This is a genomic window from Streptomyces dryopteridis (assembly GCF_049606955.1).
Taxonomy (GTDB): Bacteria; Actinomycetota; Actinomycetes; order Streptomycetales; family Streptomycetaceae; genus Streptomyces.
Genome location: NZ_CP187113.1, coordinates 5,712,771 through 5,738,431, shown reverse-complemented (window position 1 = coordinate 5,738,431; position 25,661 = coordinate 5,712,771). Strand labels below are relative to the sequence as shown.

Sequence of the window (25,661 nt, the reverse complement as noted above, 5' to 3'; positions counted from 1 at the left end):
TCGGAGGGTACCGAGCGCCTCGGGGCGGCGAATCGGCCGGTCCGGGGCCTCGACGCCGAGGTTACCCACTGGTTAAGGTGCGCCGGACGAGAGGCGCCGGCGAGCGGAGGGGGTACGTCGTGGGGAACGCCGAACCCGAGGCGGTCGGGGCCGGTGCCGAGGTCCGCGCCGAGGGCGTCGACCCCGGCGACGAGGGCGACACGGCCGGCGAGCTGTTCGTGCTGACCGCCGCGCTCCTCACCCCCGCCCGGTTCCCGGCCGTCCTCGGCGACGACTTCCCCGCCGCCTGCGCCGTGCTCGGCGTGCCCGCCACGACCCACGGCTACGGACTGGTGCTCGGTCAGGACGAACGGGGCGCGCGGTGGACGGTGGTCGTCGACGACGTGTCCCTGGTCGCGAGCGCCATCGCGGCCTGGGACTGCGGGATGGCCTACGACCTCTCCCCCGACGAGGACACCGTCGTGGTCTCGCTGGCCGGTTGGCCGATGCGGTTGGCCGTGTCGGTGCCGGGCGTGCCGGAGCCGCACGACCCGGCGCAGGGCGAGGACGGCACGGGCCGGGTGCCGCTCGCGCCGCCGGCCGACGAGGGCTGGGGGCCGGCCCACCGGCGGCTGGGCGCGGACCTGATCGCGCGCGACTGGGAGGAGTGGCGCGCACGGGCCGCCGAGGAGCCCGATCCGGCCGCCTCGGGGCCCGAGCCCGACGCGGGGACCGCGCACCCCGGGTTGGCGCGGGTGCGGGCGGAGGCGGCGGGCTATCTGGAACGGCACCCGCCGGCGGGGCGGATCCGGTCGGAGTTCGCGGGCGGGGAGGCCCGGCTGCTGCGGGTGGACGGCCCGGGCTGGTCGCTGACGGCCCGCACCGACGACATGGCCTTCGTGCTGCTCGACGCCGAACCGCACGGGGTGGTCCCGTGGCCCGGCGACCCCCGGGCGCGGGAGCTGTTCGCGGCCCTCGACGCCCTGGCCCGCCACATCCCCTGACCACGGCGTCCGCGATCCCGCTCACCGATCGCGCCGGCCCCGGGTCACTCCTCCCCGGAGAACCGACCCCAGGCCGACTGGCGGGTGATCCCGAGGGCCTCGCCGATCCTGGCCCAGGTCACCCCGCGCCGCCGCAGCTCCATGACCCACGCGCGCAGGTCGGCCTCGACCCGGTCGACCAGGGACGCGATCCGGGGCAGCCGGTCCAGCATCTCGGCGTCGGACAACTCACCCCAGGAGGGCATCCGCAGCTCGGTCGGACCCGGTCGGTACTCGGCCACGATGGATCCGGCGAGATCCACGCACGCGTCGCAGATGTTCACGCCGGGCCCGGCGATCAGCTTGGCCACGTCCGCCTCGCGCTTGCCGCAGAACGAGCAGATGCGCGCCTCGCGTTCCTCGCGCTCCCTCTCCGTCACGACCATGACGGACCACCTCCCGATTCGAGGCGGGGCACGACGACGGCCCGCCTGTCAGGCCGGCCCTGACAGACGCACCCTATGGGTGTCAGGAGTGGCCTGACAAGTGGCGGTTCCGCGTCGGCCTCAGACCCGTTCGAGGGGCGTGTGGGGCTCGGCTGGCAGGGTCACGAGGATCTCGTCCCCGGGCCGTATCACGCCGCCCCGGCGGACCACGCCCATGATCCCGGCCTTGCGGACCACGCGCCCCTCCTCGTCGCGCAGCACCAGGCGCTTGAGGAGTCCCGGGCTGAACGCGTCGATCTGGAGGCAGGGATTGCGCAGCCCGGTCACCTCGACCACGGCCGCGGAATCCGGCTCCGAGTCCCCCTCCCGCGGCTCCTCGGCGCCCGCCGCCCGGAAGGTCAGCAGGGTCCCGGTGGGCAGGGCGAGCAGGTCGACGCCCTCCGTGGTGACGTTCTCCCCCAGGTCCCCGGCCCCCACCCGGAACCCCTCGCCCGCCACCTCGTCGAAGAGCTCCCGGTGGATCAGGTGGACCTGTCTCAGGTTGGGCGCCGTGGGGTCCTGGGCCACGCGGGAGCGGTGCTTGACCGTCACCCCCGCGTGCACGTCCCCCTCGACCCCGAGCCCGGTGAGCAGTGTGATGCTCCCCCGGTTCGGCTTGGTGAACGAGTAGACCTCGTTGCGCGCGACCGCCGTGACCGTGGCCCTCGTGTCCATGTGTTCCCCCTCGTGCTCGTGTGCCTGCGCCTGCGCCTGCGCCCGCGCACACCGTCTCGTGTCGCCCCCATCCTCCCTGCGCAACGTCACGGCCCGTGACCCGGGTTCCCCTCCGGGCCGGCCCCTCCCCGCACCCGCCCGGCGCACGGGGGCACCCGCCGTCGCGGTCGTGCGCTCCCGCGCGCCGTCGGGCGGCCCTTTCTGTCCGGCGCACGGCTTGTCCGGCCCCGACCCCCCGAGCACGATGGGAGCCCGCGGACTCGGGAGGGCGCTGGTGAAGGACACGGAGGACGGCCCGTCGCCGGCCCTGCCCCACGGCACGGACCCGGTGGAACGGACCCGGCAACTGCGCCGGGCGCACGCCGTCTTCACCCGGGAGGGCCGGGTGGACGGCCAGGTCAGGGCGGTGATCGCGGGATCCTGGCGGCGGGCCGCGCGGGCCCGGCTGAGCCCGGAGTGCGCCCCGTCGGTGGAGTGGTCCCAGAGCGAGCTGCGGGCCCGCCGGGCCGGGCACCCGCTGGCGCGCGCCCTGCCGGTGGTGCGCGAGCTGGTCGGCGCGTTCGCCGCGCGGGAACGCCACCTGTTGGCGGTGTGCGACGCGCGCGGCACCCTGCTGTGGGTGGAGGGGGACCCGGGAACCCTGCGGCGGGCCGAGGGCCTGGGCTTCGTGCCCGGGGCCCGGTGGGCGGAGTCCACGATGGGCACGAACGCGCCGGGGACGGCGGTGGCCCTGGGCGAACCGGTGCAGGTCTTCGGGGCCGAGCACTTCAGCCGCCGGGCGCACGCGTGGACCTGCGCGGCGGCCCCGATCCGGGACCCGCGCACCGGGCGGGTGCTGGGCGCGGTGGACATCACGGGCGGGGACGCCTTGGCGCATCCGCACTCGTTGGCGTTCGTGCAGGCCGTGGCGCGGGCGGCGGAGGCGCAGGCGGGGGCGGCGTTCGGGACCGGCCCGGAGGACCGGCGGGCAGGGCCGGGGCCGGGGCCGGACGTGCTGACGGCGCTGGGGCGGGACGAGGCCCTGTGGTGGACCGGGGGCCGGACGGTGCGGCTCGGGCGGCGGCACAGCGAGATCGTCGTCCTGTTGGCGCACCGGCCCGAGGGCTTGACCGGGGAGGAGCTGACGGCGGCGCTGTACGAGGACGAGCGGGCCCCGGCGGTGACCCTGCGGGCGGAGATCGCGCGGCTGCGGGCCGTGGTGGGGGCGGAGGCGGTGGCCTCGCGCCCGTACCGGCTGACCCGTCCGACGCGGGTCGACTTCCGGGACGTGGCACGGCTGTTGGCGACGGGGGCCACGTCGGCGGCGCTCGCGGAGTACGGAGGGCCGCTGCTGCCCGCCTCGACGGCGCCGGGCGTGGTGCGGCTGCGGGAGCGGCTGGCGGAGCAGGCGCGGGCGGCGCTCGTGGCCCGGGCCGACGTGGGCCTGCTGACGGACTGGGTGTGCGCGCCGTGGGGCGAGGACGACGTGACGGTGTGGCGGGCGCTGGCGGCGGCCCTGCCGGGGCCTCGGCGACCCGCCGCGCTGGCCCGTTCGCGCTCCCTCGACGCGGAGTTGGGGTGGTCCGGGGACCCCGGTCCGCGCCGGGAGGGACGTGCAACGTCCTCGCAACCTGCCCGCTCCTAGGGTCCGTGGAGGAGCGCGGCCCGACGGCGGGTCGCGCCCGACTGCGGGAGGATCCGGCATGACTCGTTACGCCGCACCGGGCACCGAGGGCGCGTTGATGGAATTCCGGTCCCGGTACGACCACCTGATCGGCGGGGAGTACGTGCCGCCGGTGCGCGGGGGGTACTTCGAGAACCGGACGCCGGTGACGGGCGAGGTGTTCTGCGAGGTCGCCCGGGGCACGGCGGAGGACGTGGAGAAGGCGCTGGACGCGGCGCACGCGGCGGCCCCGGCCTGGGGCCGGCTGGCGGCGTCGGAGCGTTCCACGCTGCTGCTGCGGGTCGCGGACCGGATGGAGCAGCACCTGGAGGCGCTGGCGGTCGCGGAGAGCTGGGAGAACGGCAAGCCGGTCCGGGAGACCCTGGCGGCGGACATCCCCCTCGCGATCGACCAGTTCCGCTACTTCGCGGGCGCGCTGCGGGCCCAGGAGGGGGCGCTCAGCCAGGTCGACGACGACACGGTGGCGTACCACTTCCACGAGCCGCTGGGGGTGGTGGCGCAGATCATCCCGTGGAACTTCCCGATCCTGATGGCCGTGTGGAAGCTCGCGCCGGCGCTGGCGGCGGGCAACACCGTGGTCCTCAAGCCGGCCGAGCAGACCCCGGTGTCGGTGCACTACCTGCTCGGCCTGGTCGCGGACCTGCTGCCGGCGGGGGTGGTCAACGTGGTGAACGGCTTCGGCGAGGAGGCGGGCAAACCGCTGGCGTCGAGCCCCCGGGTCGCGAAGATCGCGTTCACCGGCGAGACGGCCACGGGCCGGCTGATCCTGGGCTACGCGGCGGAGAACCTGAAGCCGGTGACCCTGGAACTGGGCGGCAAGAGCCCGAACATCTTCTTCGACGACATCTGGTCGGTCGACGACGACCTGCGCGACAAGGCGCTGGAGGGCTTCTCGATGTTCGCCCTGAACCAGGGCGAGGTGTGCACGTGCCCGTCGCGGGCGCTGATCGAGCGGGGCCGGTACGGGGACTTCCTGGACGCGGCGGTGGCCCGCACCGAACTCATCGTGCCCGGCCACCCGCTGGACACGGACACGATGATCGGGGCGCAGGCGTCGAAGGAACAGCTCGACAAGATCCTCGGCTACCTGGAGGTGGGACAGCGCGAGGGCGCGAAGGTCCTCACGGGCGGCGCGCGCCGGGAGCTCGACGGCGAACTGGCGGGCGGCTTCTACGTGGAGCCGACCATCTTCGAGGGCGACAACCGGATGCGGATCTTCCAGGAGGAGATCTTCGGGCCGGTGGTGGCGGTGACCTCGTTCGAGGACTTCGAGGACGCGATCCGCATCGCGAACGACACCGCGTACGGCCTGGGCGCCGGCGTGTGGACCCGCGACATCAACACGGCGTACCGGGCGGGCCGCGCGATCCAGGCGGGCCGCGTCTGGACCAACTGCTACCACGCCTACCCGGCCCACGCGGCGTTCGGCGGCTACAAGCAGTCGGGCATCGGCCGGGAAACCCACAAGATGATGCTGGACCACTACCAACAGACCAAGAATCTCCTGGTCAGCTACTCCCCGAAGAAGCTCGGATTCTTCTAACAGACCTCCTCGTCGGAGTTTCGGCCGGCAACACCCATGACAGCCTCGCCCTGAAGCGGATGACCCTGGGTCACCAAACGAGACACGACCCTCACCGAGGCCGACACCTCAAGCTTCAGCATCTTCACGTGAGGACAAGCCCTTCGACTACCCCCAGCTGCGATGATGACCCGAGGCAAGCACATAGGTGTCCGCATCGCGCGGAAGGGCACAGAGTCCTCCGAGCGACTCGGGTGATCGGCCTGGCCGCGTGACGTCGCTGTGGTTGCCGCCAGTCAGGGTGGCCCAAGCGGCATGCCCGTCGCAATCAGTGATCAGGTGGTGCTTACTGCCGATTCTGCCCCCGACCAACCGGGCTGTGTCTGTTTTCGACCTCCCCTTTGACGTGCGTGTGTGGGGGCCGTCGACCACAGCCCGCGAGAAGTCGACGGCGCCGGCTCCACGGAGCCGGGCCGCGCCAAGCGGCCGGATCCCCAATGCGGCGTGCAAGGGCGGCCCGGCCCCCTACCACGATGATCCGGACGGATGCCGGAAGCGATCGCCGTAGCGAACGGGAATCGAGAGTGTCCAGTCTGGCGTGACCACCCCAGCAGCGTCCACATCTTCCATCGGCCGGGCCGGCCGGTCTGGTCCACCACGTCTCCAGTAAGCCGAGGACAGAAAACCGCTGGTGCGGGAGATGCAGGGGCGCCACTCCGTGTGCCGCGGCACCCCGTGCCAACGACGGCTGCAGGGTCCCGTCCGTTGACGCCCTGTTGCCACTCAGGGTTGCAACGTTAGGCTCTCCCCCCTCCCGTGTCGCAGTGGGCGCTAGAGTTTTCCCACACGTCGACGCGATTGGGCCTCACGGGGTGACTCTGGCTGTCCACCGCGGACGTTTGGCCGTACTGCAAGGGAGCACCGTGCGTCTCGTCGAACTCAGCGTCACCAATTTCCGCTCGCTGGGCGACGCTCGGGGCATCCCGATCCACAAGCAGACAATCTTGACAGGACATAACGACTGCGGGAAGACAGCGACCCTCGACGCAATCGCGTTCCTACTCGGTGAGCGCGCCATGGACGACAGTGACATCTCGGATTTCGCCGTCAGAGAGCCAGCCCGTACGGCGCTGCCGCTCGAGGAGGGAGGAGAGCACCGTACGGTCACGGTGGAGGGCCGGTTTGTTTCATCCTCCGCAGAGCGAAATTCGCTGGGCATCCAGGAATCACTGCGGGTGCGTCGTCGTCATGTGGAGGGCGAGGGCAGCCGTCTAGAGTGGTTGACGAACGCGCCCCGTAATGTACAGCTGCGGGACATCCCCGGGCGAAAGGTCATCGAGCTGCGCGAGCTGGCTGCCGAGCTGGGTGTCCGGTTGGGCACGGACCAGCCGAACGTGAAGGCTAGTTGGGTAGAGGCACTTGAGGCGCACGCCGCCGAAACGGAGATGGTCCCCGACTGGGTGGCGGCACCCGATTCTGTGGCCGCGGCGCTGCCACAATTGCTGTACTTCAAGGGCGACGCCGCCGAGTCCCCGGAGGCGGTGGTGCGCAGCATCCTGACGGCGAAGCTGCGTGAGTACACGCAGCGTGAGGAGACCCGGCAGAAGATCAGCGACCTGGAGGAGGAGTTCTCCGCGCTCCTCAAGGACGATGTCGCGCGGCTGCAGAAGCTCGTGGAGGACCGGTGCGCCCTCGATGCGTTCACCGTGGATCCGGGTGTGCAGTTCCGGCCCACCGTGAATCGACTGTCTTTGACCGCGACGACTCCGGGGCAGAGTGCCGTTTCGCTGACGGCAGCCGGATCCGGCCGGTCCCGGCGTGTGTCACTGGCTCTGTGGGAGGCCAGTCAGGAGCTGTTGTCGGAGCACCCCGAGGACGGCATCGGTGGGGTGATCATCGCCTACGACGAGCCCGACACCCACCTGGACTACGACCACCAGCGCCGCATCATGGAAATGATCAAGGTTTCGGCATCCGCCGAACAAGCCACCGTGATAGTGGCGACGCACTCGCTGAATCTGATCGACGGCGTCGACATCCAGGACATCGTGCACCTTCACAGTCGGAACGGGCGCGCCTACGTGCAGTCATTGGGCGCGGACGGCACCGATGAAGAGACCCGTCGGTTCATGTCGAACATGGCCCTCTCCCTGGGCTTCCGCAACAGCGTCCTACTGCACGAACGGTGCTTCGTCGGAGTAGAGGGCCCCACGGAGTACGCGGCACTGCCCATCCTGTTCAAGCGTGCCTTCGGGTATCCAATGCAGTCTGCGGGCGTCGCGCTGTGGAATTGCCAGGGCAACGATGGCGCTCTGAGCTTCGCCAAGTTCCTGAAGGAGCATCGGCGCACCGTCGTGTTTCTCGTCGACGCCGACACCATGCGTGACAAGCAGAAACAGTTCAACATCAGCGTCCTGAACAAGCAGGGCTTCACCGAAGCGGACTGCCTGTTCCTGGGTGACCCGAACGAGTTGGAGGACATCTTCGGCGACGATCAGTGGGCGGACACCATGAACGCCCTCTGGCCTCGCAAGGACGCAAGGCAGTGGGCCGCCCAGGATGTCACCGCCCTCAGGTCGGGCGGCAAGTTCAGCAAAGCACTGCACAACATGCTGCGCGAGCACTCCGAAGGTGCACCCAACAAGAAGGAGCAGCTGGTCATCGAGCTGGCGAGCAGGTTGCGTGAGCCTTCCGATGTGCCAACCGCATTGGTGCAGGTCTTCCAGGACATGATCAAGGTGGCCCGCGAGGTGGGGTTGTCCTACTGGCCGGACGGCGGCTGATCCCGGCTGCGGAGTGCGCGGCGAGACTTCATTCGGCTCAGTCGTTGCTCACGGGTCGGCTCCTCCCATGAGTGCACGCCGACAGACGAGACCCAGCGCCGACCATGGAGACTCTTCTGTTCACCGCACCATCGGCACCCAGACGGCGCGGGGGGATCCGAATGGCGAACACGCACAGCCATGGCATTGCACCTCAGCATTCCGCTCGTCGCCCTGTCCTGTACCCAAAGACTCCCACGCAGCACTGACATCGGGAGGCCAAGGCCCGCCCAGAACGAACCACAATCCTGCGACAGTGGTCAGCCCTTCACGGCCCTGTGTGAGTGCTCGGCTGGGCATCTGCGGCGAGCGGTCATTAGCCGGGAGCTGCCGGCACGGTACGGGGGGCAACACCTCCCAACCCCGTGTAGGGCTTCGATGGGACGTCGACGGCGTGTTGTGGGCGGTGATCGAGCCTCTGTTCCGGGATGGGAGCGGCATCCGGATCGCCTGGTGTTGCAAGGGATCCTGTTTGTGCCGCACCCAGGCATCGTGGGGAAACGCGTCCCGTCGGAACTGGGCTTCGGTTCAGGCGTGACCTGCTGGCGGCGTCTGGCCGCGCATCCACGAGAACCCTTACGGCCCGGCTCCGTGGAGCCGGCGCCGTCGACTTCTCGCGGGCTGTGGTCGACGGCCCCCACACACGCACGTCAAAGGGGAGGTCGAAAACAGACACAGCCCGGTTGGTCGGGGGCAGAATCGGCAGTAAGCACCACCTGATCACTGATTGCGACGGGCATGCCGCTTGGGCCACCCTGACTGGCGGCAACCACAGCGACGTCATGCGGCCAGGTCGATCACCCGAGCGGACCTTTGCCCAGCTCCACGGGTTCCGCCACCTGCGGATCCGCCAGGAAGTCCACGACGGCATCCACGATGCCCTCCTCAGCCTCACCTGCTCACTGATCTGCCGGCACCGCCTGGAGTCACTCCAATAGCAGTTGTCAGAGTCTATCCGGGCCGGGCCCGGGTGGGTGCCCGGGTCCGGGGGTGGTCAGGGGTGGTTGAGGGTGGTGGGGCCCGCGTAGCGGGCCGCGGCGCCCAGTTCCTCTTCGATGCGGATCAGCTGGTTGTACTTGGCGGTGCGGTCGGAGCGGGAGAGGGAGCCCGTCTTGATCTGTCCGCAGCCGGTGGCCACGGCGAGATCGGCGATGGTGGTGTCCTCGGTCTCGCCCGAGCGGTGGGACATGACGGCCGTCCAACCCGCCGCGTGGGCCGCGGCCACCGTCGCGAGCGCCTCGGTGAGGGTGCCGATCTGGTTGACCTTGATCAGGACGGAGTTCCCGGCGCCGGTGCGGACGCCCTCGCGCACCAGCTTCTCGTCGGTGCAGAACAGGTCGTCACCGGTCAGCTGACAGCGGTCGCCGATGCGGGCGGTCAGTTCGCGCCAGCCCTCCCAGTCGTTCTCCGCCATCGGGTCCTCGATCGACACGATGGGGTAGGCGTCGACGAGCTTGGTCAGGTATTCGACGTTCTCGGCGGGGGTGCGGCGCACGCCTTCGCCCCGGTAGTCGTACACCCCGTCGCGGAAGAACTCCGACGAGGCCGGGTCCATGATCAGGGCGATGTCCGGGCCGGGCCGGTATCCGGTCCGCTCGATGGCGGCCGTCACGAAGTCCAGCGCCTCCTCGGCCGTGCGCAGCGCGGGGGCGAAGCCGCCCTCGTCGCCGACGCCGGTGGAGTGCCCGGCGGCGAGCAGGTCGCGGCGCAGGGTGTGGAAGACCTCGCTGCCCATGCGGACCGCCTCGGCGAAGCTCTCCGCGCCCGCGGGGGCGATCATGAACTCCTGGAAGTCGAGCGGATTGTCCGCGTGGGCGCCGCCGTTGACGATGTTCATCATCGGCAGTGGCAGGAGGTGCGCGTCCGGGCCGCCGAGGTGGCGGTACAGCGGCAGGCGCCGCGCCGCGGCGGCGGCCTTGGCGGCGGCGAGCGAGACCCCGAGGACGGCGTTCGCGCCGAGGCGGGCCTTGGTCGCGGTGCCGTCCAGGGCGATCAGGGCGGCGTCGAGCCCGGCCTGGTCGGCCGCGTCCCGACCACGTACGACGGCCGCTATCTCGTCGTTGACGTGGGCCACGGCGCGGTCGACGCCCTTGCCGTGCCAGCGGGCGGCGTCGCCGTCGCGCAGTTCGACGGCCTCGCGCTCGCCGGTGGACGCGCCGGAGGGCACGGCGGCCCGGCCGAGGGATCCGTCCGTCAGGAGCACGTCGACCTCGACGGTGGGGTTGCCCCGGCTGTCGATGACGCTGCGGGCCCGGATGTTCTCGATGACGGCGTCGGACATGTGGGTTCCTCCTCTGGCACGCGGTGTCGGACCCCGGTGGCGGCGGCGGTGTCGCCGGGCCCGATGAGCAAAACCATACAGCAACGCTGAGCAGTTTGGCTGAGCAGTATGGCTGTACAGTGCGGCTGTACAGATGATCTGTGCAGGTCAGGTGTGCAGTCTCGCTGGATGCCGGGGTACCATTTCCCATGCCCACCCAGGAAGCCGCCGCCATCGCCGCCGACCTGCGCACCGCGATGGGCAGGCTCACGCGCCGCGTGAAGCACGAGGACCGCATCCCCCTCGGCCAGATCGCCGTACTGGGCACGCTCGACCGCGAGGGCGCGATGACCACCAGCGACCTCGCCGTCGACCAGCGCGTCCGCCCCCAGTCCATGGCCCGGTCGGTGGCCCTGCTCATGGAGCAGAACCTGATCACCCGCCGCCCGCACCCCACCGACGGCCGCAAGTCCCTCGTCGAGCTGTCCCCCGAGGGCCGGGCGGCCCTCGAAGCGGAACGCGGACGCCGGGCCGGCTGGCTCGCGCAGGCCATCGAGGCGGAACTCACCGATGAGGAACGGGAGTTGCTCGTCCGGAGCGCGGCCCTGCTGGCCCGTCTCGCCGACCACTGACCCGTCCGACCACCGACCCGTCCGGCCGGGCGGGCCGCCCCGGTCAGGGGGTCAGGGGCGCGGGGTGGGGGCGGGGGTCTCGGCCAGGAGGATCCGGCCGGCCTCGGTGACGTTGTCGGCGCGGACCGCGCGGGCCATCGCCTCCCGGGCCGCGTCGGCGGGGGTGCCCGGCGGCACCACCAACAGGGCGAAGTGGTCGTTGTGGCCGCGGGTGACGAGGACGGTGTCGTCACCGACGGGGTCGGCGTCGAGGCGCACGATCCGGCCGTCGACGACGAGGCGGGTCGGCAGGTCGTTCCAGGCCGACGCGTCCACCCCGACCCGGGTGATGGGGCCGAGGTGTTCGGTCAACACACTGATGAGCGCGGGGAGTTCGGTGCGGATGTCGCGCGAGCGCGGCCACCACGCCCCGTCCAGCCGCCCTTCCCGGGACCGCGTGGTCTCCAGCCGCAGCAGGGCGGCGCCGGGGACGACCGCCCGGTGCACGGCGTCGGGCAGGAGAAGTGCCGGCGGATGGGGAACGTCGGAGTCGGCCATGGGATCCGCCCGTCGATGGGGTGCGGCACCGCCTCGTCGCAGGTGGGCACCGGTGCCGGATCGACGAGGGTGCGCCGGCCGGCCGTGCCTTCACGGTACTCCGCCGCCCCCCGCGCCGTCCCGGACCGCGCCGGGGCCTGGAAAATACCTGGTCGCGCCGGTCATCGACCCCCGATCGGGCGTACAGTGGAACCACTGGGAGCACTTCGCACACTCGCCGTCACGCGAGTGTCGTTTCCGGCGATCGCCGAGAAACCGGACTGCCGACGGGCAGTCCGGGGGCAGGCCCACCTCATGCACACCGCCCTTGACGGGACCGCGCCCTCCCCCCTCGCCGTCGAGTTCCCGAACCTCACGTCCGCGGCCCTTCCGTCCCGGCTGTCCCTGACCCCGGTGACCGCCCGGCCCGGTCTCCTCGACGGGGCGTGGTGGCCCCGCTCCCGCGATCTGAGCGTCGAGCTGCCGCCGCTCGTCGCCGCACTGGACGGGCCCTGGGGCCGCGTCACGCGGGTGAGCGTCAACCCCGCCCGGTGGCCCGTCGTCCCGCACACCGTCGCCGCGGCCGGACGCCTCGTGCACGTGGGTTGGTTCACCGAACAGGGCCCCGACACGCTGCTCCTGCTCTCCTACCGCACGGGACGCTGGGACCTCCTGGTGGTCCCGCCCGAGACGGACCCCGAGGCCGCCGGCCGGCTGATGGCCGCCGCCGCGATCCCGGGCGGTGTGCTCACCGCGGGCGTGCTGACGGCCCGGGAGGCCGTCATCGGGGCCCGGGTGCGGGAGGCACGCCGCCGTGAGGCCCGCTGGGAGGGCGAGGGCGGGACCTGCTCGTCCACCTCCCGCGACCGCGGGTGAACGCGGTGGACGGCGCCCCCGGCACCCGCGCTCCCGACTCCCCGCACCCTCGACTTCCCGTACCACCGGCATCCCGAAGGGAACACACCCACGTGAAGTACATCGAGAACGAGACCCTGGCATCGCTCGGCCACGCCGAGGTGCGGATCATCGCGCACACGCCGGAGGCGGCCCGGGCGGTCGCCGAGGTGTTGCGCGCCCGTTTCGACGGGGCGGAGCAGCGCAGCTACCCGGGTCTCGACGGCGCCACCCGCCTGCACCTGACCGTGGACACGACGACCCCCGCCGATCCCGCCCGCCCCCGAACGGCCGCCGCCCGCGCGACCCCCGTGGGTGCGGCGGCGCACGCGGACGAGGTCTGAGCACACCGGACGCGTGCGGGGGCGCGCTCCAGTCCACCGCGTGAGCGCGCCCCCGCGCTGCCCCGCGCGCGTCCGCCCCGCCGGCCCACGAACGGCCGTTCCGCCCCGACCGTCCTACGATGCTGCTCAGGCGGCCCGGGAGCCGCCGGACCGGAGGACGGGATGGCGGAGCGGGACCGGGAGTCGGGGACACCCGCCGGCGCCGCGCGTGGGCGGGCGCTGGACGAGGGGGCCCTGACGGCGGCCTCCGACCCCGGGATGGAACGGTTCGCCCGGTTGACGGCCCGGCTGCTCCGCGTGCCCGGGGCCCTCGTCGCACTGGCCGCCGAGGACCGGTGGGTCCTGCCCGGGACCCTCGGCCCGTTCGCATCCCCGGCGGACCGGCGGGAACTCCCGCCCGCGGCGCCCCTGGCCCGCCTCCTGACGCCCCTCGGACGGTCCCTGGACGTGTCCGACGTGCTCACCGACGCGCGCCTCCCCGAGGGGCTGGGCCCGGCCCTCGCGCGCGTGGGCGTGCGCGCGTGCGCCGTGCGGCCGCTCACCACCGAGGACGGGCTCGCGCTGGGGGCCCTGTGCGCGCTCGATCGCGGCCCCCGGCGCTGGGAGGACTCGGAGCGGGAGGATCTGGCGGACCTGGCCGCGGCCTGCTCGGTCGAGCTGCGGCTGCGGATCCTGTCGGGCCGGCGCGGCTCCGTGAACCGGGTGCTGGAGACGGCGCGGGCCGCCGCCGACCGGGATCGGGGCGAGGCGCAGCGGCTTGAGCGCGAGGCCCAGACCGTGCTGGACCACGCCGAGCTGCTGTTGAAGGCGGCGGAGGAGCTGGCCCAGTCCTCGGGCCTGGAGGACGTCCGGCGGCGGCTGCGCGACCTCCTCGCGGGCGTGGGCAAGCCCTCGTACGTGGCCCTGTTCGTCGCCGACCGGGGGGTCCTGCACCGGACCCCCGACCCCGACGACGCCACACCCGCGGCCCGCGAACCCCTCGCCCTGCCCGTGGACGCCGCCTTTCCCAGCGCCCGGGCCGCCCGCGAGGGCCGGACGGTGTTCGTGCCCGACCGTCCGGCCCTCGTCGCCGGCTTCGGCCCCGAGGCGGTGGCCCTCGCCGACCGGCTGGGGCTCACGACCCTGTTGTCCCTGCCGCTGTGGGGCAGCCGCACGCTGTTGGGGGTGCTCGCCGTCGGCTGGGCCGTGCGGCACGAGGTGGGCATCACCGAGCGGGCCCTGCTGACGGCGGCCTCCGGGTACGTCGCGCAGGCGGTGGAGCGCGCCCGCTACCTCGACGAACGGGTCTCGGTGGCCCGGGAGCTGCAAGAGGCGATGCTGACCGACCTCCCGCTCGCCAACAGCGTCGAGATCAGCGCCTTCTACCAGCCCGCCGCCAACGACAACATGATCGGCGGCGACTGGTACGACGCCTATCACCTGCCCGTCACCGCGCCCGGCGCGGAGCCCTCCCTCATGATCACCGTCGGTGACATCACCGGTCACGACGTGCACGCCGCCACCGTGATGGGCCAGGTCCGCAGCATGCTGAGGCAGGCCACGCTGGACCATCCCCCGTACAGCCCGGCGACCGCGCTGACCGCGCTGAACAGCGCCTGCGCGGTGCTGCCCATCGAGGCGGGCGGCACACTGGTCCACGCCCGGCTCGACCCCGCCCCGCCCGGCGCGCCCTGGCCGCTGACCTGGTCCAACGCCGGCCACCCGCCCCCGCTGCTGCGCACCCCCGACGGTCGGGTGGCCCGCTTGACGGAGCACGGCGTCCTGCTGCACCCGGTGCTGCGGCACCTGCCGCGCACCGAACACCGGCGGGAGCTGCCGTCCGGCTCGACCCTGCTGCTCTACACGGACGGGCTCGTCGAGCGGCGCGGGCAGGACATCGACCGGGCCGTGGACCGCCTGGCGGGGCTGCTCGCGCGGTACGGGGACGGGCCGACGCACGAGTTGTGCCGGCGGATCGGGCGCCGCATGGCCCACCCGGCGCCGGAGGACGACGTGGTCATGCTGGCCCTGCGCGTCCCCTGACCCGGTCCTCCCCGGTCGCGTCGCGCTCGGGGTCGTGGGGGCGGGTCTGTTCCTCGCGGCCGATGCCGGGGCGTTCGCGTTTGGCGCGGTGGCCGCCGGCGTCGGGGGCGACGGCCGTGTCCGCGTCCGCGGGGGTGGTGTCGGGCGGGGGCGCGGCCGGGGGGCGGCGTCCTGTGTTCCTCCGGTGCGGCATCGTGCCTCCCGGTGCGTGGGGTGTCGGGTGTCGGTACTCCCCCACCGCCTACCCCGTCGCGCGGGGGATCACTTCAGGTGCTCGTCGAAGAAGGCGGTGGCCAGGCGGACCGCCGTCTCGCGCTGCCGCTCCGCCGTGAGCCGCGGTATCGCGCCCCCGCCGTCGGCGCTCTCGCAGCGGCCGCCGGGGCGCTGCTCGGCGTCGTCCGTCGCGAAGGCGGGGCCGGTGCCGGGGCTCCAGACCGTGTTGAAGAAGTTGTGGTTGCCGCCGGCCACGTCGTGGCGTTCGACGGCGGGGTTGCCCTTGGTGAGGGTGGCGACCTCGTCCAGCCCGTCCCACATGGCGTCGCAGGTGCCGGCGACGGCGGCGACCGGGACCTTGGTGAGCTTGGCCTTGGCGAGGTCGACGCCGTTCAGGGCGGGCGCGAAGGCCATGGCGCCGCGCAGGGTGACCCCCTCGGGGCGCTTGTGGTCGTCGAGGGCCTGGGCGAGGACGCCGCCGCCCCCGCGCGAGTGCCCGAAGGTGCCGACGCGGTTCATGTCCACGTGCCCGGAGAACCTCTCCAGCTTCTCCAGCGGCCCGCCCTTGCCGTCCGCGAGGTCCCGCCACAGTTCCAGGTGCTTGTCGAGCAGGGCCGCACGGGCCCGGTGCCCGTCGCCGCCCTCCTGGGCCTGGATGCCGTTCGCGGACACCGACACCACCACGTACCCCTTCGCGGCGAGGGCGTCGGCGAGGTAGCCGTGACCGAGGTGGTTGTCGACCGGCTTGGTGTCCTTCCCGCAGGGCCACTGCTGCTTGCCCTCCGGCCGGTCGCCGTCGGCGCAGGTGGCCTGGCCCCAGCCGTGCAGCAGCACGACCAGGGGGTGCTTGGTGCCACCGAGGGCCTTGGGGTAGGTGACGGCGGCCCTCATCTCCATGCGCTTGTCGTCGAGGCCGGGCGGGGCGTAGGCGGTGTCGCCGAAGTCGTACGCGAGTCGCGCCGTGCCCGCCGCGCCGGCCGACTGCTCGGTGACCTCGGCCGTGCCCGTCAGTTCGGGGCCGGACGCGCCGCAGGCCGTGCTCAGGGTGGCCGCGGCGAGGGCCGTGGCGGCGAGGGCGACGCGACGGGAACGGCGGGGGGCGATGCGCATGGGGAGGGAGCCCTTTCGGGGGCACGGGTGACGGGGGGATCGTCGTCGGGGCGCGGCGCGGGGCCGTGCGTGGTCCGGTCGACCTTCGGATTCTGCCGGGACGATTTGTCGGTCGTGCATCACCCGGGGCTTGTCCGTGTATCAATGGGCGCCGAGCGTGCCGCGCCCCGTTTGTATCGTGCGCGTATCGGCTCGCGCTTCATTGCCCATCGGATGCCCGGTCCGGAGCCCGCGGGTGGGCTCGCGGGCGGCGCGATCCCAGGTCGGGTCCGACTCACAAAACCACTCTGACCTGCGATTTTCCGGGGCGGAGGGATGCCCGTCCCGCCTCTGCTCGACCGCCCGGACGGGGCCGGTGGCTGTCCTATCGTGGGTTCACGGCGCCCCCGCCCCCCTTTTCCTCGTGAGCCGGAGTGTTCCCGTGTCCTCCCCCGTTTCGCCCTCGGCCTCCCCGGACCCCGTTCGCGTGCTGCTCGTGGAGGACGACGAACTGATGCGGCGGTCGTTCGCCACCGCCCTGGAGCGGTACGGCTACCGCGTGAGCACCGCCGCCGACGGGCTCGACGGCCTGGAGACCTTCCGGACCGAGCCCTTCGACCTGCTGATCCTGGACGTCATGCTGCCGGGGCTCGACGGCATCGGCCTGTGCCACCGGGTGCGGGAGACGAGCCTGGTGCCGATCCTGATGATGTCGGCGCGCGGTGACGGGCTGGACATCGTGGCGGGTCTGGAAGGCGGGGCCGACGACTACGTGGTCAAGCCCGTGGACACCGGGGTGCTCGTCGCGCGGATCCGCTCGCTGCTGCGGCGCGCCACGTACGCGCCGGAGGCGCCGGGGCCCGCGCGGCACGGCGCAGGCCCGTCCGGGCGCCGGGCCGAACACCTCCTGGTCTTCGGGGACCTGACGATCGACACGGTCGGTCTGGAAGTCACGATGGGCGGTGAACCGGTCGCCCTCACTCCGACGGAGCTGAAGCTGCTGCTGGAGTTCGCGGCCCATCCCGGGGTGGTGCTGGAGCGGCACGCCCTGCTGCGCAACGTGTGGGACTACGGGTGGGACGGCGACAGCCGCGTCGTGGACCTGGGCGTGCAGCGGCTGCGGCGGAAGATCGGGCGGGACCGCATCGAGACCGCGCGCGGTTTCGGCTACAAGTTCCGCCGGTGAGGACGCCACACCCCTTCCCCGAGCCGGACCCCACCCGCTCGCCCCTGCGCACGAAGATCGCCGCGCTGGCCGCGACCACGGCCTGTCTGGTGGCGGCCATCGTGGGGACGCTGGTGCACGTGTGGACGGTGGAGGACATGCACGGGCGGGCCGAGGCCCGCGCCCTGAGCATGCTGCACTCGGCGATGGACATGCACCGGCGCACCGGGCAGCTCATGGACGGCGCCGCACTCGATCCGGCCGACCTGCCCGCCCGACTGCGCGCCCCGCGTGACGCCGAACGGCACCTGGCGCTCGACGAACGGATCCAGGGGAACCTGGGGCCGAGCTTCTGGGCCGCGCAGCGGACCGACGGGCCGGGCAGCCCGGTGCTGGCCGTGCAGACCAACATGAGCGGCGATTTCCACGACCTGCGCCAACTCGACATCAGCATGGTGGGGGCGTCGCTGGTCGGGGTCGGGGCCGCCACCCTGGTCTCGGTGGGCGGCGCACGGCTGCTCGGCCACCGGCTGGGCCGGGTCTCCGCCACCGCCCGTCGGATCTCGGCCGGGGACCTCCAGGCCCGGATCGGCCCGGTCAGGGGGCGTGACGAGGTGTCCGAGATCGCCGCCACCGTCGACGGGATGGCCGACAGCCTCGCCCGACGCCTCCAGGACGAACGCCGGTTCACCGCCGACGTGGCCCACGAACTGCGCACCCCCGTGGGCGGGTTGCTGGCCGCGACGGACCTGCTGCCCGAGGGGGAGATCGAGGACCTGCTGCGCGGCCGGGTGCGCGATCTGCGCGATCTGGTCGAGGACCTGTTGGAGGTCTCCCGGCTGGACGCGGGCGCCGAACGGGCCGCGCGCGGGCGGGTGCCGCTCGCCGTCGTCGTCGCCGACGCCGTGACCCGGACCGGTCTCGACGCCGAGGTGATCGATGGGGCGGGCGGCGGGTTCGTGGAGACCGATCCGCGCCGCCTGGAGCGGATCGTCGCCAACCTCGTCATCAACGCGCACCGGCACGGGAGCGCCCCGGTGCGGGTGACCGTCGGCCCCCGTTCGGTGGAGGTGCGTGACCAAGGGCCCGGATTCCCGGCCGAGTTGCTGGCGCACGGCCCACGACGCTTCCACACCGGGGCCGCCGACCGGGGCTCCGGCCACGGCCTGGGTCTGACCATCGCGCTGGGCCAGGCGGCCCTGCTCGACGCCGAGCTGCGGTTCGCCAACGCCCCCGGCGGCGGGGCCGTCGCCACCCTGCTGCTGCCCCCGGACACCGGCCCCGAGTGGCCGCCGCCCACCCGCTTACAGAACCGATACGAAGCGGCGCCGAGAGCGATACCCACCGGCCAGGGGCCCGATACGCGCACCGGGCAAGATCGTCCTCATCAGGCCGGGAGCAACGTCCCCGACCGGGACGTCACCCGTGGGCACCGCCATCGGCGGTCGAGCGCGCGCCGGGACAGACCCCCGGACGACCTCCCCTCCCCGGCCACTGGACGGCGCGAGCCGCCCGAGCCCGCCGCGACCCGCGGCACGGGCCGGGGGCGCGCACAGGACGGAGAGCGAGCGGTGACCATGGACAGCGACAAGACCACGCGGATTCCCACCACGGACCGTCGGGCGTGGCCGCGGCCCGGCCGGTTGGCCCTGGGCGCGGCGGGCCTGGTGCTCCTCGGCGGGTTCGGGTTCACGGTGCTGTCGGGCGGTGACAACCCCGTGGGCTACGTGGCCGGCAAGGTGATCCCGCAGCCGAAGCAGGAGACCCCGTACGACCCCGAGACCTACGACGGTCACGGCCGGGTGCCGCGCCCCGACAACGCCGTCCGCCAGGCCGCCTACGACAAGACCACCACCGAGTACGAGAAGGAGGTACGCCCGGCGTACACCTTCCACGGCGAGCAGGTGGTGAATCCCGACCAGACCCGTTTCTCGTGGTGCGGGGAGCGTTTCAAGACCGCCTACGAGAAGATCGGCTGCGCGGCCGCCCTGGAGGACCAGGACCGCTCCTGGCAGGGGGACGCGATCTACACCGACGACGTCCGCAAGCTCCGCAAGGCGTGATCCCGTCGCCCCCCCGTGCGCGGCTCCGGCCCTCGCCCCCTCACCGGAGGGGGTGGGGGCTTTCGTCGTTTCCGGCCGGGACTTTCGACCCGTGTCGCGCGTCCCCGGGCCGGTCCGGCCGGATTGCTGCCAAGCGGAGTGGGCGCTGATACAAACGGGCCCCGGCTTCGATACGTTCCCCCGGCACTCTTCGAACCGCGCCTTTTGATCTTTCGTTGCCCCGGCGCCCGCTGAGGAGTTCTCATGACCGTCCCCTTTGGTTCCTACCCCCCGCCGCACGAGCAGGGCGAGCGGATCCCCGCGCCGCAGGCCGCCGCGGCGACGAGCAACCTGTCGAAGGTCTACGGCGACGGGGAGAACCGGGTCGTGGCGCTGGACCAGGTGAACGTGGCCTTCGGGGAGGGGCAGTTCACGGCGATCATGGGGCCGTCGGGCAGTGGCAAGTCCACCCTGATGCACTGCGTGGCCGGGCTGGACTCGTTCACCTCGGGTTCGGTGCGCATCGGTGACACCGAGCTGAGCTCCCTGAACGACAAGCAGCTGACCCAGCTGCGGCGGGACCGGATCGGGTTCATCTTCCAGGCGTTCAACCTGATGCCCACGCTGACGGCGCTGGAGAACATCACGCTGCCGATGACGATCGCCGGCCGCAAGCCCGACCAGGGCTGGGTGGACCACGTCGTGGGCATGGTGGGCCTGTCGGGTCGGCTCTCGCACCGCCCCAACCAGCTTTCCGGCGGTCAGCAGCAGCGCGTGGCCGTGGCCCGGGCGCTGGCCTCGCGGCCCGCGATCGTGTTCGGCGACGAGCCCACCGGCAACCTCGACTCGCGGGCGGGCGCCGAGGTGCTGGGCTTCCTGCGGGCCTCGGTGAACGAACTGCGGCAGACCGTGGTCATGGTCACCCACGACCCGGTGGCCGCGTCCTACGCGGACCGCGTGATCTTCCTCGCCGACGGCCGGCTCGTGGACGAGATGACCCGGCCCACCGCCGACCGGGTGCTGGACCGCATGAAGGGCTTCGACGGCCGCGCGCGCACCAGCTGACGCCCCGCGACGCCCCCACCCGGACCCGCTCGGCCCCCGTCGAGCCCTCTCCCCCCAGGATTCTCCCGCCATGTTCCGTACCGCCCTGCGCAACGTCCTCGCGCACAAGGCCCGTTTGGCGATGACCGTGTTCGCGGTCATGCTCGGTGTCACCTTCATCACCGGCAGCCTCGTCTACGGCGACAGTCAGAAGCAGGCCGGCGTCGACCGCGTCAGCGCCGGCTTCAAGAACATCGACCTCAACGTCGATCCGAAGAACGAGCCCGGAAAGCCCCCCGCCTCCCTGAAGTCCGCCGACGCGGCGACCCTGGCCAAGCTGCCCGGGGTCACCGCCGCCGCGGGCCGCGTCAGCGGGTTCACCGCCGTCACCGACCGCGAGGGCAGGCTGCTGGGCAGCAAGAACTTCCGGCAGGGCGGCAACTTCGCCCCCAACGCCAAGGGCGTGGACCCCGCCTACGCCTTCGTGCAGGGCGCGGGCCCCGCCGACGAGAAGTCGATCGCCCTCGACAAGGACAGCGCGGCCAAGGCCGGTTACCGGGTCGGGGACACCGCGCGGGTCGGCACCGGCGGGGCCGCCGCCGACTACCGGATCTCCGGCCTGTTCACCACCGACTACTCCAAGCTCCCGCCCGGCGGCAGCCTGGTCCTGTTCGGTGACGCGGCCGGCCAGGCCCTGTTCAGCGAGCCCGGTCACTACAACTCGATCGAGATCGCGGTGGAGCCCTCCACCGACGTGATGGCCCTCGCCGACCAGGTCGAGAAGACCCTGCCGGGGACCATCGCCGTCACCGGTGCCCAGATGTCCCGCACCGCGGCGATGATGGCGTCCAGCGACAGCGACACCATGAGCCAGATCATGACGGGCTTCGCCGGCATCGCCCTGTTCGTGGCCACGTTCCTGATCGCCAACACCTTCACCATGCTGGTCTCCCGCCGGACCCGCGAGCTGGCCCTGATGCGGGCCGTGGGCGCCACCCGGCACCAGGTCCGCAACATCCTGCTGGCCGAGTCCGCCCTCGTCGGCCTCGTCGCCTCGGTGATGGGCATCGCGGCGGGCGTGGGTGTCGCCCAGCTCCTCCAGGTGCTCTTCGCCACCGACGAGTCCCCGGTCGCGTCGCTGGTCATCGGCCCCGACGTGGTGTTCATCGCCGTCGTCGTCGGCACGGTGCTCCCGGTGCTCGCGGCCTGGCTGCCGATCCGTCGCGCCATGTCCATCCCCCCGATGGCCGCGCTCAGCGAGGCCGAGCCCGCCGCCCCCGCCACCGTCGGCGGCCTGCGCAGCAAGATCGGCACGGGCTCGCTGGTCGCGGGTGTGGCCGGTGTCGTGATCGGCCTGTTCATCAAGAACACCCAGGACTCCCGGACCGTGCTCGGGCTCGGTGCCGCCGTGGCCCTGACCGGCGTGCTGCTGCTGATCCCGCTGCTGTCGCGGCCCTTCGTCGCCGCGATCCGGCCGCTGCTGCTGCGGTTCGCCCCGGTCCACGGCGACCTGGCCACCCGCAACACCGTCCGCGACCCGCGCCGTACCGGCGCCACCGCCGCCGCCCTGGCCATCGCCCTGTCCCTGGCCTCCGGCCTGTCCGTGCTCGGGGCCTCCGCGAACGCCTACATCGACCGGTCCACCGGCGGCTCCTTCACCGCCGACTACCTGGTGGAGTCCGCGGACGGCGGCCCCTTGTCGCCGGAGACGGTCGCGGCCGTCGCCAAGATCCCCGGCGCCACCCAGACCCCGCTGCGGATGTCCACGACCTACCGTCTGGACGGCCGTGAGTCCGTGATCACCGGCGTGGACCCCGCCTCCGTCGGCAAGCTGATGCGGCACGAGCTCGTCTCCGGCTCCATGGACGTCCTCGCCAAGGGGCAGATCGCCGTCGCCGACTTCAAGATGGCCAAGGAGGGCTGGAAGCTCGGCCAGAAGCTTCCGCTCGTCCGGCACGACAAGCAGGGCGAGGTCACGATCGGGGCCGTGTACAAGGCGAACGAGGAGGACCCCGTGATGCCCAGCATCACCGCCTCCGCCGATCTCGTCTCCCGCTACGACGAGGCTCCCGGCATCCAGAAGGTCCTCGTCTCCCCGAAGAGCGGCCTGGGCAAGGCCGGGCACGCCGAGATCGTCAAGGCCCTCGGCGACAACCCCTCCCTGTCGGTCCTGGACAAGAGGACCATCATCGAGATGGAGAGCGGGGACCTCGCCCAGGGGCTGAACATCTTCTACGCCCTGCTCAGCATGGCCCTGGTGATCGCCGCCCTCGGCATCGCCAACACCCTGGCCATGTCGGTCATGGAGCGTCGCCGGGAGATCGGCATGCTCCGCGCGATCGGCCTGGACCGGCCCGGCGTGGCCCGGATGATCCGGCTGGAGGCCCTGGTGGTCGGCGTGCTCGGCGCGGTGATCGGCACCGTGGCGGGCGTGTTCCTGGGCTGGGCCTTCGGCCGCACCCTCCAGGCGTCCGTGGTCGGCTACGACTTCGTCCTGCCGTGGGGCCGGCTCGCCCTGGGCATCGGCCTCGCGGTCGGCGGCGCCCTGCTCGCCTCGCTGCTGCCGGCCCGTCGGGCCGCGCAGGTGGACATCCCGTCGGCGACCGCCGCGCAGTAGCCCCGGCGGTGCCACGAACGCCCGCCGGGCGACGGATCCCCCGTCGCCCGGCGGGCGTTCACTCGTGTCGGGCCTCAGGCCGTGTGCGCGCGGACCCGCATGCGCAGTCCGCGCGGGCGCAGCGTGATCCCGGGCACGACCCGGGGCGGGCGGGCGTCCACGGTCTCCAGGCGCCACCGCGAGCCGATCACGGCGAGGGCGGCCACCATCTCCGTCTGCGCGAACCGGTCGCCGATGCAGCGCCGGGGTCCGCCGCCGAAGGCGAGGAACCGTTCCCGGTGCGGCCGGACCCCCACCCAGCGGTCCGGATCGAAGCGCTCCGGGTCCGGGTACCAGGCGGGGTCGTGGTGGACGGTGACGGGGCTGACGGCCACGTCCGTGCCGACCGGCAGCGACACGCCGCCCAGGTCGACGGGCTCGGTGGTGCGGCGGCCGATGAGCCAGGCCGGCGGGCGCAGCCGGAGGGTCTCGGTGACCACCCGGTCGGTCAGGTCGAGTTCGGCGAGTCGCCCGTGGGTGAGGGGCCCGGCGGTGGCCGCGTCCGCGATCTCGCGCCACAGCCGGCCGGCCGGTTCGGGGTGCCGGCCGAGGAGTTCCCAGGCCCAGGCGAGGGTGTTGGCGGTGGTCTCGGAGCCGGCGCCGAAGAACGTGAACACCTGGTCGGCCAGTTCCCCCCGGTCGAGACGGGCGGTGCGGGCGTCCCCGGCGGCCTCGGGGTCGACGGTGCGGATCAGGACGCCGAGCAGGTTCTCCGCCGCGTCCGTCACGCCCTGCCCGGCCGCGGCCGGGTCCTCGGTGCCGGCCGCGGCCTGCCGGCGGCCGACCTCGATCAGGCTCTCCATGGTCCGGTTCAGGCGCGCCAGGGCCTCCGTGAAGCCCCTGCTGCCGACGACCGGGACCCGTTCCAGGGCCGAGGGGGTCACCATGCGGCGGAACACCCCGCCGACCACCGTGTCCAGGTCGGCGAGGGTGGGTGCCACGACACCCGCCGGCAGGCCCCCGGAGAAGATGGTGTCGAGCACCGCCCGGATGGCCATGACCTGCATCTCGGCCACCACGTCCACGATCTGCCCGTCCCGCCAGCCCGCCGCCGTGACCCGGGCCGCCTCCAGGAAGTGGCGTCCGTAGTCGGCGAGCCGCTCGGGCTGGAACGAGGGTTGGCACAGTCGGCGTTGGCGCCGGTGTTCGGCGTGCGGGCAGCCCACCAGCCCGTTGCCCACCACGGCGCGGGCCCGCTCCACCATGGGGCCGCCCTTGTCGAAGACCCGGTCGTGGGTGAGGACCTGCCGGGCGAGCCCGGGGTCGGACACGAACACGGTGGGCGATCCGCCGATCATCACGGTCACCAGCGGGCCGTACGCGGAGAGGGACGTCAGGAAGGCCATCGGGTCCCGCAGCAGGGCGGCGCCGTGGCCCACCACCGGCAGGGCGCCCGAGGCCGTCGGCACCCCCGTCGGAACCGAACCCTCACGTACTCGTCCCGTACCCACCACAAAACCCCCGCGTCGACTCCCGTGGCACGCGGCGTCGCCGCGGCTCCGGACGATCATTGCCCCCGCGCGGCCCCCGGCACGCCTGCGGGCCCGATCCCGAGGGTGCGCGGCGGGCACGTTTCCCACTGAGTGGGACGAGCGGGCCCGTCAGAGCGTCAGGGCCACGATCACCGCGGGCACGATCATGAACGCGCAGACGGCGAGGTTGGCCCGCCGGTGCTGCCAGAAGACCGCGACGAACTCGCGGATCGTGGCGCTGGGCCAGTAGTAGGCGGCGGTCGGAGAGCCCATGACGTTCCCGTTCACACCGGCCTCGGCGGCGAACATGGCGGCGCGGAAGGCGTGGAAGTTGTTGGTGACGATCACGCAGCGGGAGTCCGGGCGGTCGGCGGTCATGATCTCGCGGCTGAGGACGAGGTTCTCGGTGGTGGTCCGCGAGCGGTTCTCCTCCCGCACGTGGTCGGCGGGGGCCCCGTGCGCGACGAGCCAGCGGGCCATGGCGGTGGCCTCGGGCACGGTCTCGTCCGGTCCCTGGCCGCCCGAGGTGAGCAGGATCGGGGCGGGACCGCCGCGCGCGAGCTGCGCCTGGTGGATCTCCAGGCCCTTGCGCAGGCGGGAGGCGAGCAGCGGCGGCACCCGGTCCCCGTCGAGGAGTCCGCAGCCGAGGACGACGACGTGGTCGACGTCCTCGCGGACGATGCCGCGGCCGTACACGAAGGCGTAGCCGAGGAAGCACAGGAAGAGGAAGGAGACGTAGGAGGTCGTGAAGACGATGTAGGCGGTGGCGCCCGTCCAGGCCGCGGGTGTGGTCGGCGAGGCGGCCGACCACATCAGGAGGAGCACCGCCGGCAGGGCCAGTCCGACGAGGCCGGAGAGCAGGTTGGCGAGCCGGCGGCCTTCCTTGCGGGCCATGGACAGGCCGTTGGCGAGCAGGAAGCCCACCAGGACGAGCACGGCGGTGCCCTGCACGACGGCCACCAGGGTGTGCCCCACCCCGTTCCACGGTTCGGGCAGGTACCGGCCCAGGGTGTAGAGCCCGTAGAGGCCGCTGATCACGGCCAGGCCGAGGAGGACGGCGTTGCGGAAGCGGCGTCGGTCCTGTCGGACGCTCGCGGTGAACAGCCCGAGGAAGAGGAGGAAGAGGAGGAGCAGAACGGCTGGGATCAGAGCCGACACGAGGGCCATGGGGGCGGGGCTTTCC

Annotated in this window: 19 protein-coding genes and 1 pseudogene; 13 read left to right on the top strand and 7 right to left on the bottom strand. The window is 72.8% G+C overall.

Annotated elements, in window-relative coordinates; genetic code table 11:
- Positions 1-119: 119 nt before the first annotated feature.
- Positions 120-983 carry a hypothetical protein gene (locus tag ACN20G_RS24845; protein WP_424215029.1) on the top strand — a complete coding sequence of 288 codons (864 nt, stop codon included), beginning with the start codon at positions 120-122 and terminating at the stop codon, positions 981-983.
- 44 nt (positions 984-1,027) lie between these two features.
- On the opposite strand, the gene ACN20G_RS24840 is transcribed toward ACN20G_RS24845, so the two are convergent.
- Together ACN20G_RS24840 and ACN20G_RS24835 are read right to left on the bottom strand one after the other, a co-directional pair.
- Positions 1,028-1,408, bottom strand: coding sequence for a ClpX C4-type zinc finger protein (locus ACN20G_RS24840; protein ID WP_424215028.1), 381 nt, complete (start codon positions 1,406-1,408; stop codon positions 1,028-1,030).
- A 120-nt stretch (positions 1,409-1,528) separates the two neighbouring features.
- The gene (locus ACN20G_RS24835; protein ID WP_424215027.1) at positions 1,529-2,122 is read right to left on the bottom strand and encodes an MOSC domain-containing protein; all 594 of its coding nucleotides are present in this window, start codon (positions 2,120-2,122) and stop codon (positions 1,529-1,531) included.
- A gap of 244 nt (positions 2,123-2,366) precedes the next feature.
- Here ACN20G_RS24835 and ACN20G_RS24830 point away from each other — a divergent pair, with 244 nt between their 5' ends.
- The 4 genes and pseudogenes from ACN20G_RS24830 (at position 2,367) to ACN20G_RS24815 (ending at position 9,067) form a co-directional block, all read left to right on the top strand.
- On the top strand, positions 2,367-3,746 hold the full coding sequence (locus tag ACN20G_RS24830) for a GAF domain-containing protein (protein WP_424215026.1): 1,380 nt from the start codon (positions 2,367-2,369) through the stop codon (positions 3,744-3,746).
- Between the two features lie 58 nt (positions 3,747-3,804).
- Entirely contained in the window at positions 3,805-5,328 is a 1,524-nt protein-coding gene (gene exaC / locus ACN20G_RS24825) for an acetaldehyde dehydrogenase ExaC (RefSeq protein ID WP_424215025.1), read from the top strand.
- A gap of 902 nt (positions 5,329-6,230) precedes the next feature.
- Positions 6,231-8,090: an ATP-dependent nuclease gene (locus tag ACN20G_RS24820; RefSeq protein ID WP_424215024.1), complete on the top strand. Its 1,860-nt coding sequence runs from the start codon at positions 6,231-6,233 to the stop codon at positions 8,088-8,090.
- Positions 8,091-8,523: 433 nt separating this feature from the next.
- Positions 8,524-9,067: pseudogene (locus tag ACN20G_RS24815) on the top strand (hypothetical protein).
- Between the two features lie 56 nt (positions 9,068-9,123).
- Here ACN20G_RS24815 and eno read toward each other — a convergent pair.
- Positions 9,124-10,410 (bottom strand): phosphopyruvate hydratase, encoded by a 1,287-nt coding sequence (eno, locus tag ACN20G_RS24810; RefSeq protein WP_424215023.1) that lies wholly within the window; start codon positions 10,408-10,410, stop codon positions 9,124-9,126.
- A 188-nt stretch (positions 10,411-10,598) separates the two neighbouring features.
- Here eno and ACN20G_RS24805 point away from each other — a divergent pair, with 188 nt between their 5' ends.
- Positions 10,599-11,021 (top strand): MarR family winged helix-turn-helix transcriptional regulator, encoded by a 423-nt coding sequence (locus ACN20G_RS24805; RefSeq protein ID WP_424215022.1) that lies wholly within the window; start codon positions 10,599-10,601, stop codon positions 11,019-11,021.
- A gap of 51 nt (positions 11,022-11,072) precedes the next feature.
- Here the strand turns inward: ACN20G_RS24805 and ACN20G_RS24800 are convergent, their stop codons facing one another.
- Entirely contained in the window at positions 11,073-11,558 is a 486-nt protein-coding gene (locus tag ACN20G_RS24800; RefSeq protein WP_424215021.1) for a DUF5994 family protein, read from the bottom strand.
- Between the two features lie 294 nt (positions 11,559-11,852).
- Between ACN20G_RS24800 and ACN20G_RS24795 the strand changes: the two genes are divergently transcribed.
- From ACN20G_RS24795 to ACN20G_RS24785, 3 genes are all read left to right on the top strand, one after another.
- Positions 11,853-12,413 carry a DUF5994 family protein gene (locus ACN20G_RS24795; RefSeq protein WP_424215020.1) on the top strand — a complete coding sequence of 187 codons (561 nt, stop codon included), beginning with the start codon at positions 11,853-11,855 and terminating at the stop codon, positions 12,411-12,413.
- A 101-nt stretch (positions 12,414-12,514) separates the two neighbouring features.
- Positions 12,515-12,775, top strand: coding sequence for a hypothetical protein (locus ACN20G_RS24790; RefSeq protein WP_424215670.1), 261 nt, complete (start codon positions 12,515-12,517; stop codon positions 12,773-12,775).
- Positions 12,776-12,937: 162 nt separating this feature from the next.
- Positions 12,938-14,797, top strand: coding sequence for a SpoIIE family protein phosphatase (locus ACN20G_RS24785; RefSeq protein WP_424215019.1), 1,860 nt, complete (start codon positions 12,938-12,940; stop codon positions 14,795-14,797).
- A gap of 261 nt (positions 14,798-15,058) precedes the next feature.
- Here the strand turns inward: ACN20G_RS24785 and ACN20G_RS24780 are convergent, their stop codons facing one another.
- The gene (locus ACN20G_RS24780; protein ID WP_424215018.1) at positions 15,059-16,120 is read right to left on the bottom strand and encodes an alpha/beta hydrolase family protein; all 1,062 of its coding nucleotides are present in this window, start codon (positions 16,118-16,120) and stop codon (positions 15,059-15,061) included.
- 421 nt (positions 16,121-16,541) lie between these two features.
- Between ACN20G_RS24780 and cseB the strand changes: the two genes are divergently transcribed.
- The 4 genes from cseB to ACN20G_RS24760 all read left to right on the top strand — a co-directional run bounded on the left by cseB (position 16,542) and on the right by ACN20G_RS24760 (position 22,967).
- Positions 16,542-17,285, top strand: a complete 744-nt coding sequence (cseB, locus tag ACN20G_RS24775; protein WP_424215017.1) for a two-component system response regulator CseB — start codon at positions 16,542-16,544, stop codon at positions 17,283-17,285.
- A complete protein-coding gene (locus ACN20G_RS24770; RefSeq protein WP_424215016.1) occupies positions 17,282-19,327 on the top strand; it encodes an ATP-binding protein in 2,046 nt (681 codons plus the stop codon). Before cseB ends, ACN20G_RS24770 begins: the two co-directional genes overlap by 4 nt.
- 243 nt (positions 19,328-19,570) lie before the next feature.
- Positions 19,571-20,371 (top strand): ABC transporter ATP-binding protein, encoded by an 801-nt coding sequence (locus ACN20G_RS24765; RefSeq protein WP_424215015.1) that lies wholly within the window; start codon positions 19,571-19,573, stop codon positions 20,369-20,371.
- Between the two features lie 70 nt (positions 20,372-20,441).
- Positions 20,442-22,967, top strand: a complete 2,526-nt coding sequence (locus tag ACN20G_RS24760) for an ABC transporter permease (RefSeq protein ID WP_424215014.1) — start codon at positions 20,442-20,444, stop codon at positions 22,965-22,967.
- A 74-nt stretch (positions 22,968-23,041) separates the two neighbouring features.
- Here the strand turns inward: ACN20G_RS24760 and ACN20G_RS24755 are convergent, their stop codons facing one another.
- Together ACN20G_RS24755 and ACN20G_RS24750 are read right to left on the bottom strand one after the other, a co-directional pair.
- Positions 23,042-24,415: a cytochrome P450 gene (locus ACN20G_RS24755; protein ID WP_424215013.1), complete on the bottom strand. Its 1,374-nt coding sequence runs from the start codon at positions 24,413-24,415 to the stop codon at positions 23,042-23,044.
- A 192-nt stretch (positions 24,416-24,607) separates the two neighbouring features.
- Positions 24,608-25,645: a YdcF family protein gene (locus ACN20G_RS24750; protein WP_424215012.1), complete on the bottom strand. Its 1,038-nt coding sequence runs from the start codon at positions 25,643-25,645 to the stop codon at positions 24,608-24,610.
- Between the last annotated feature and the right edge of the window lie 16 nt (positions 25,646-25,661).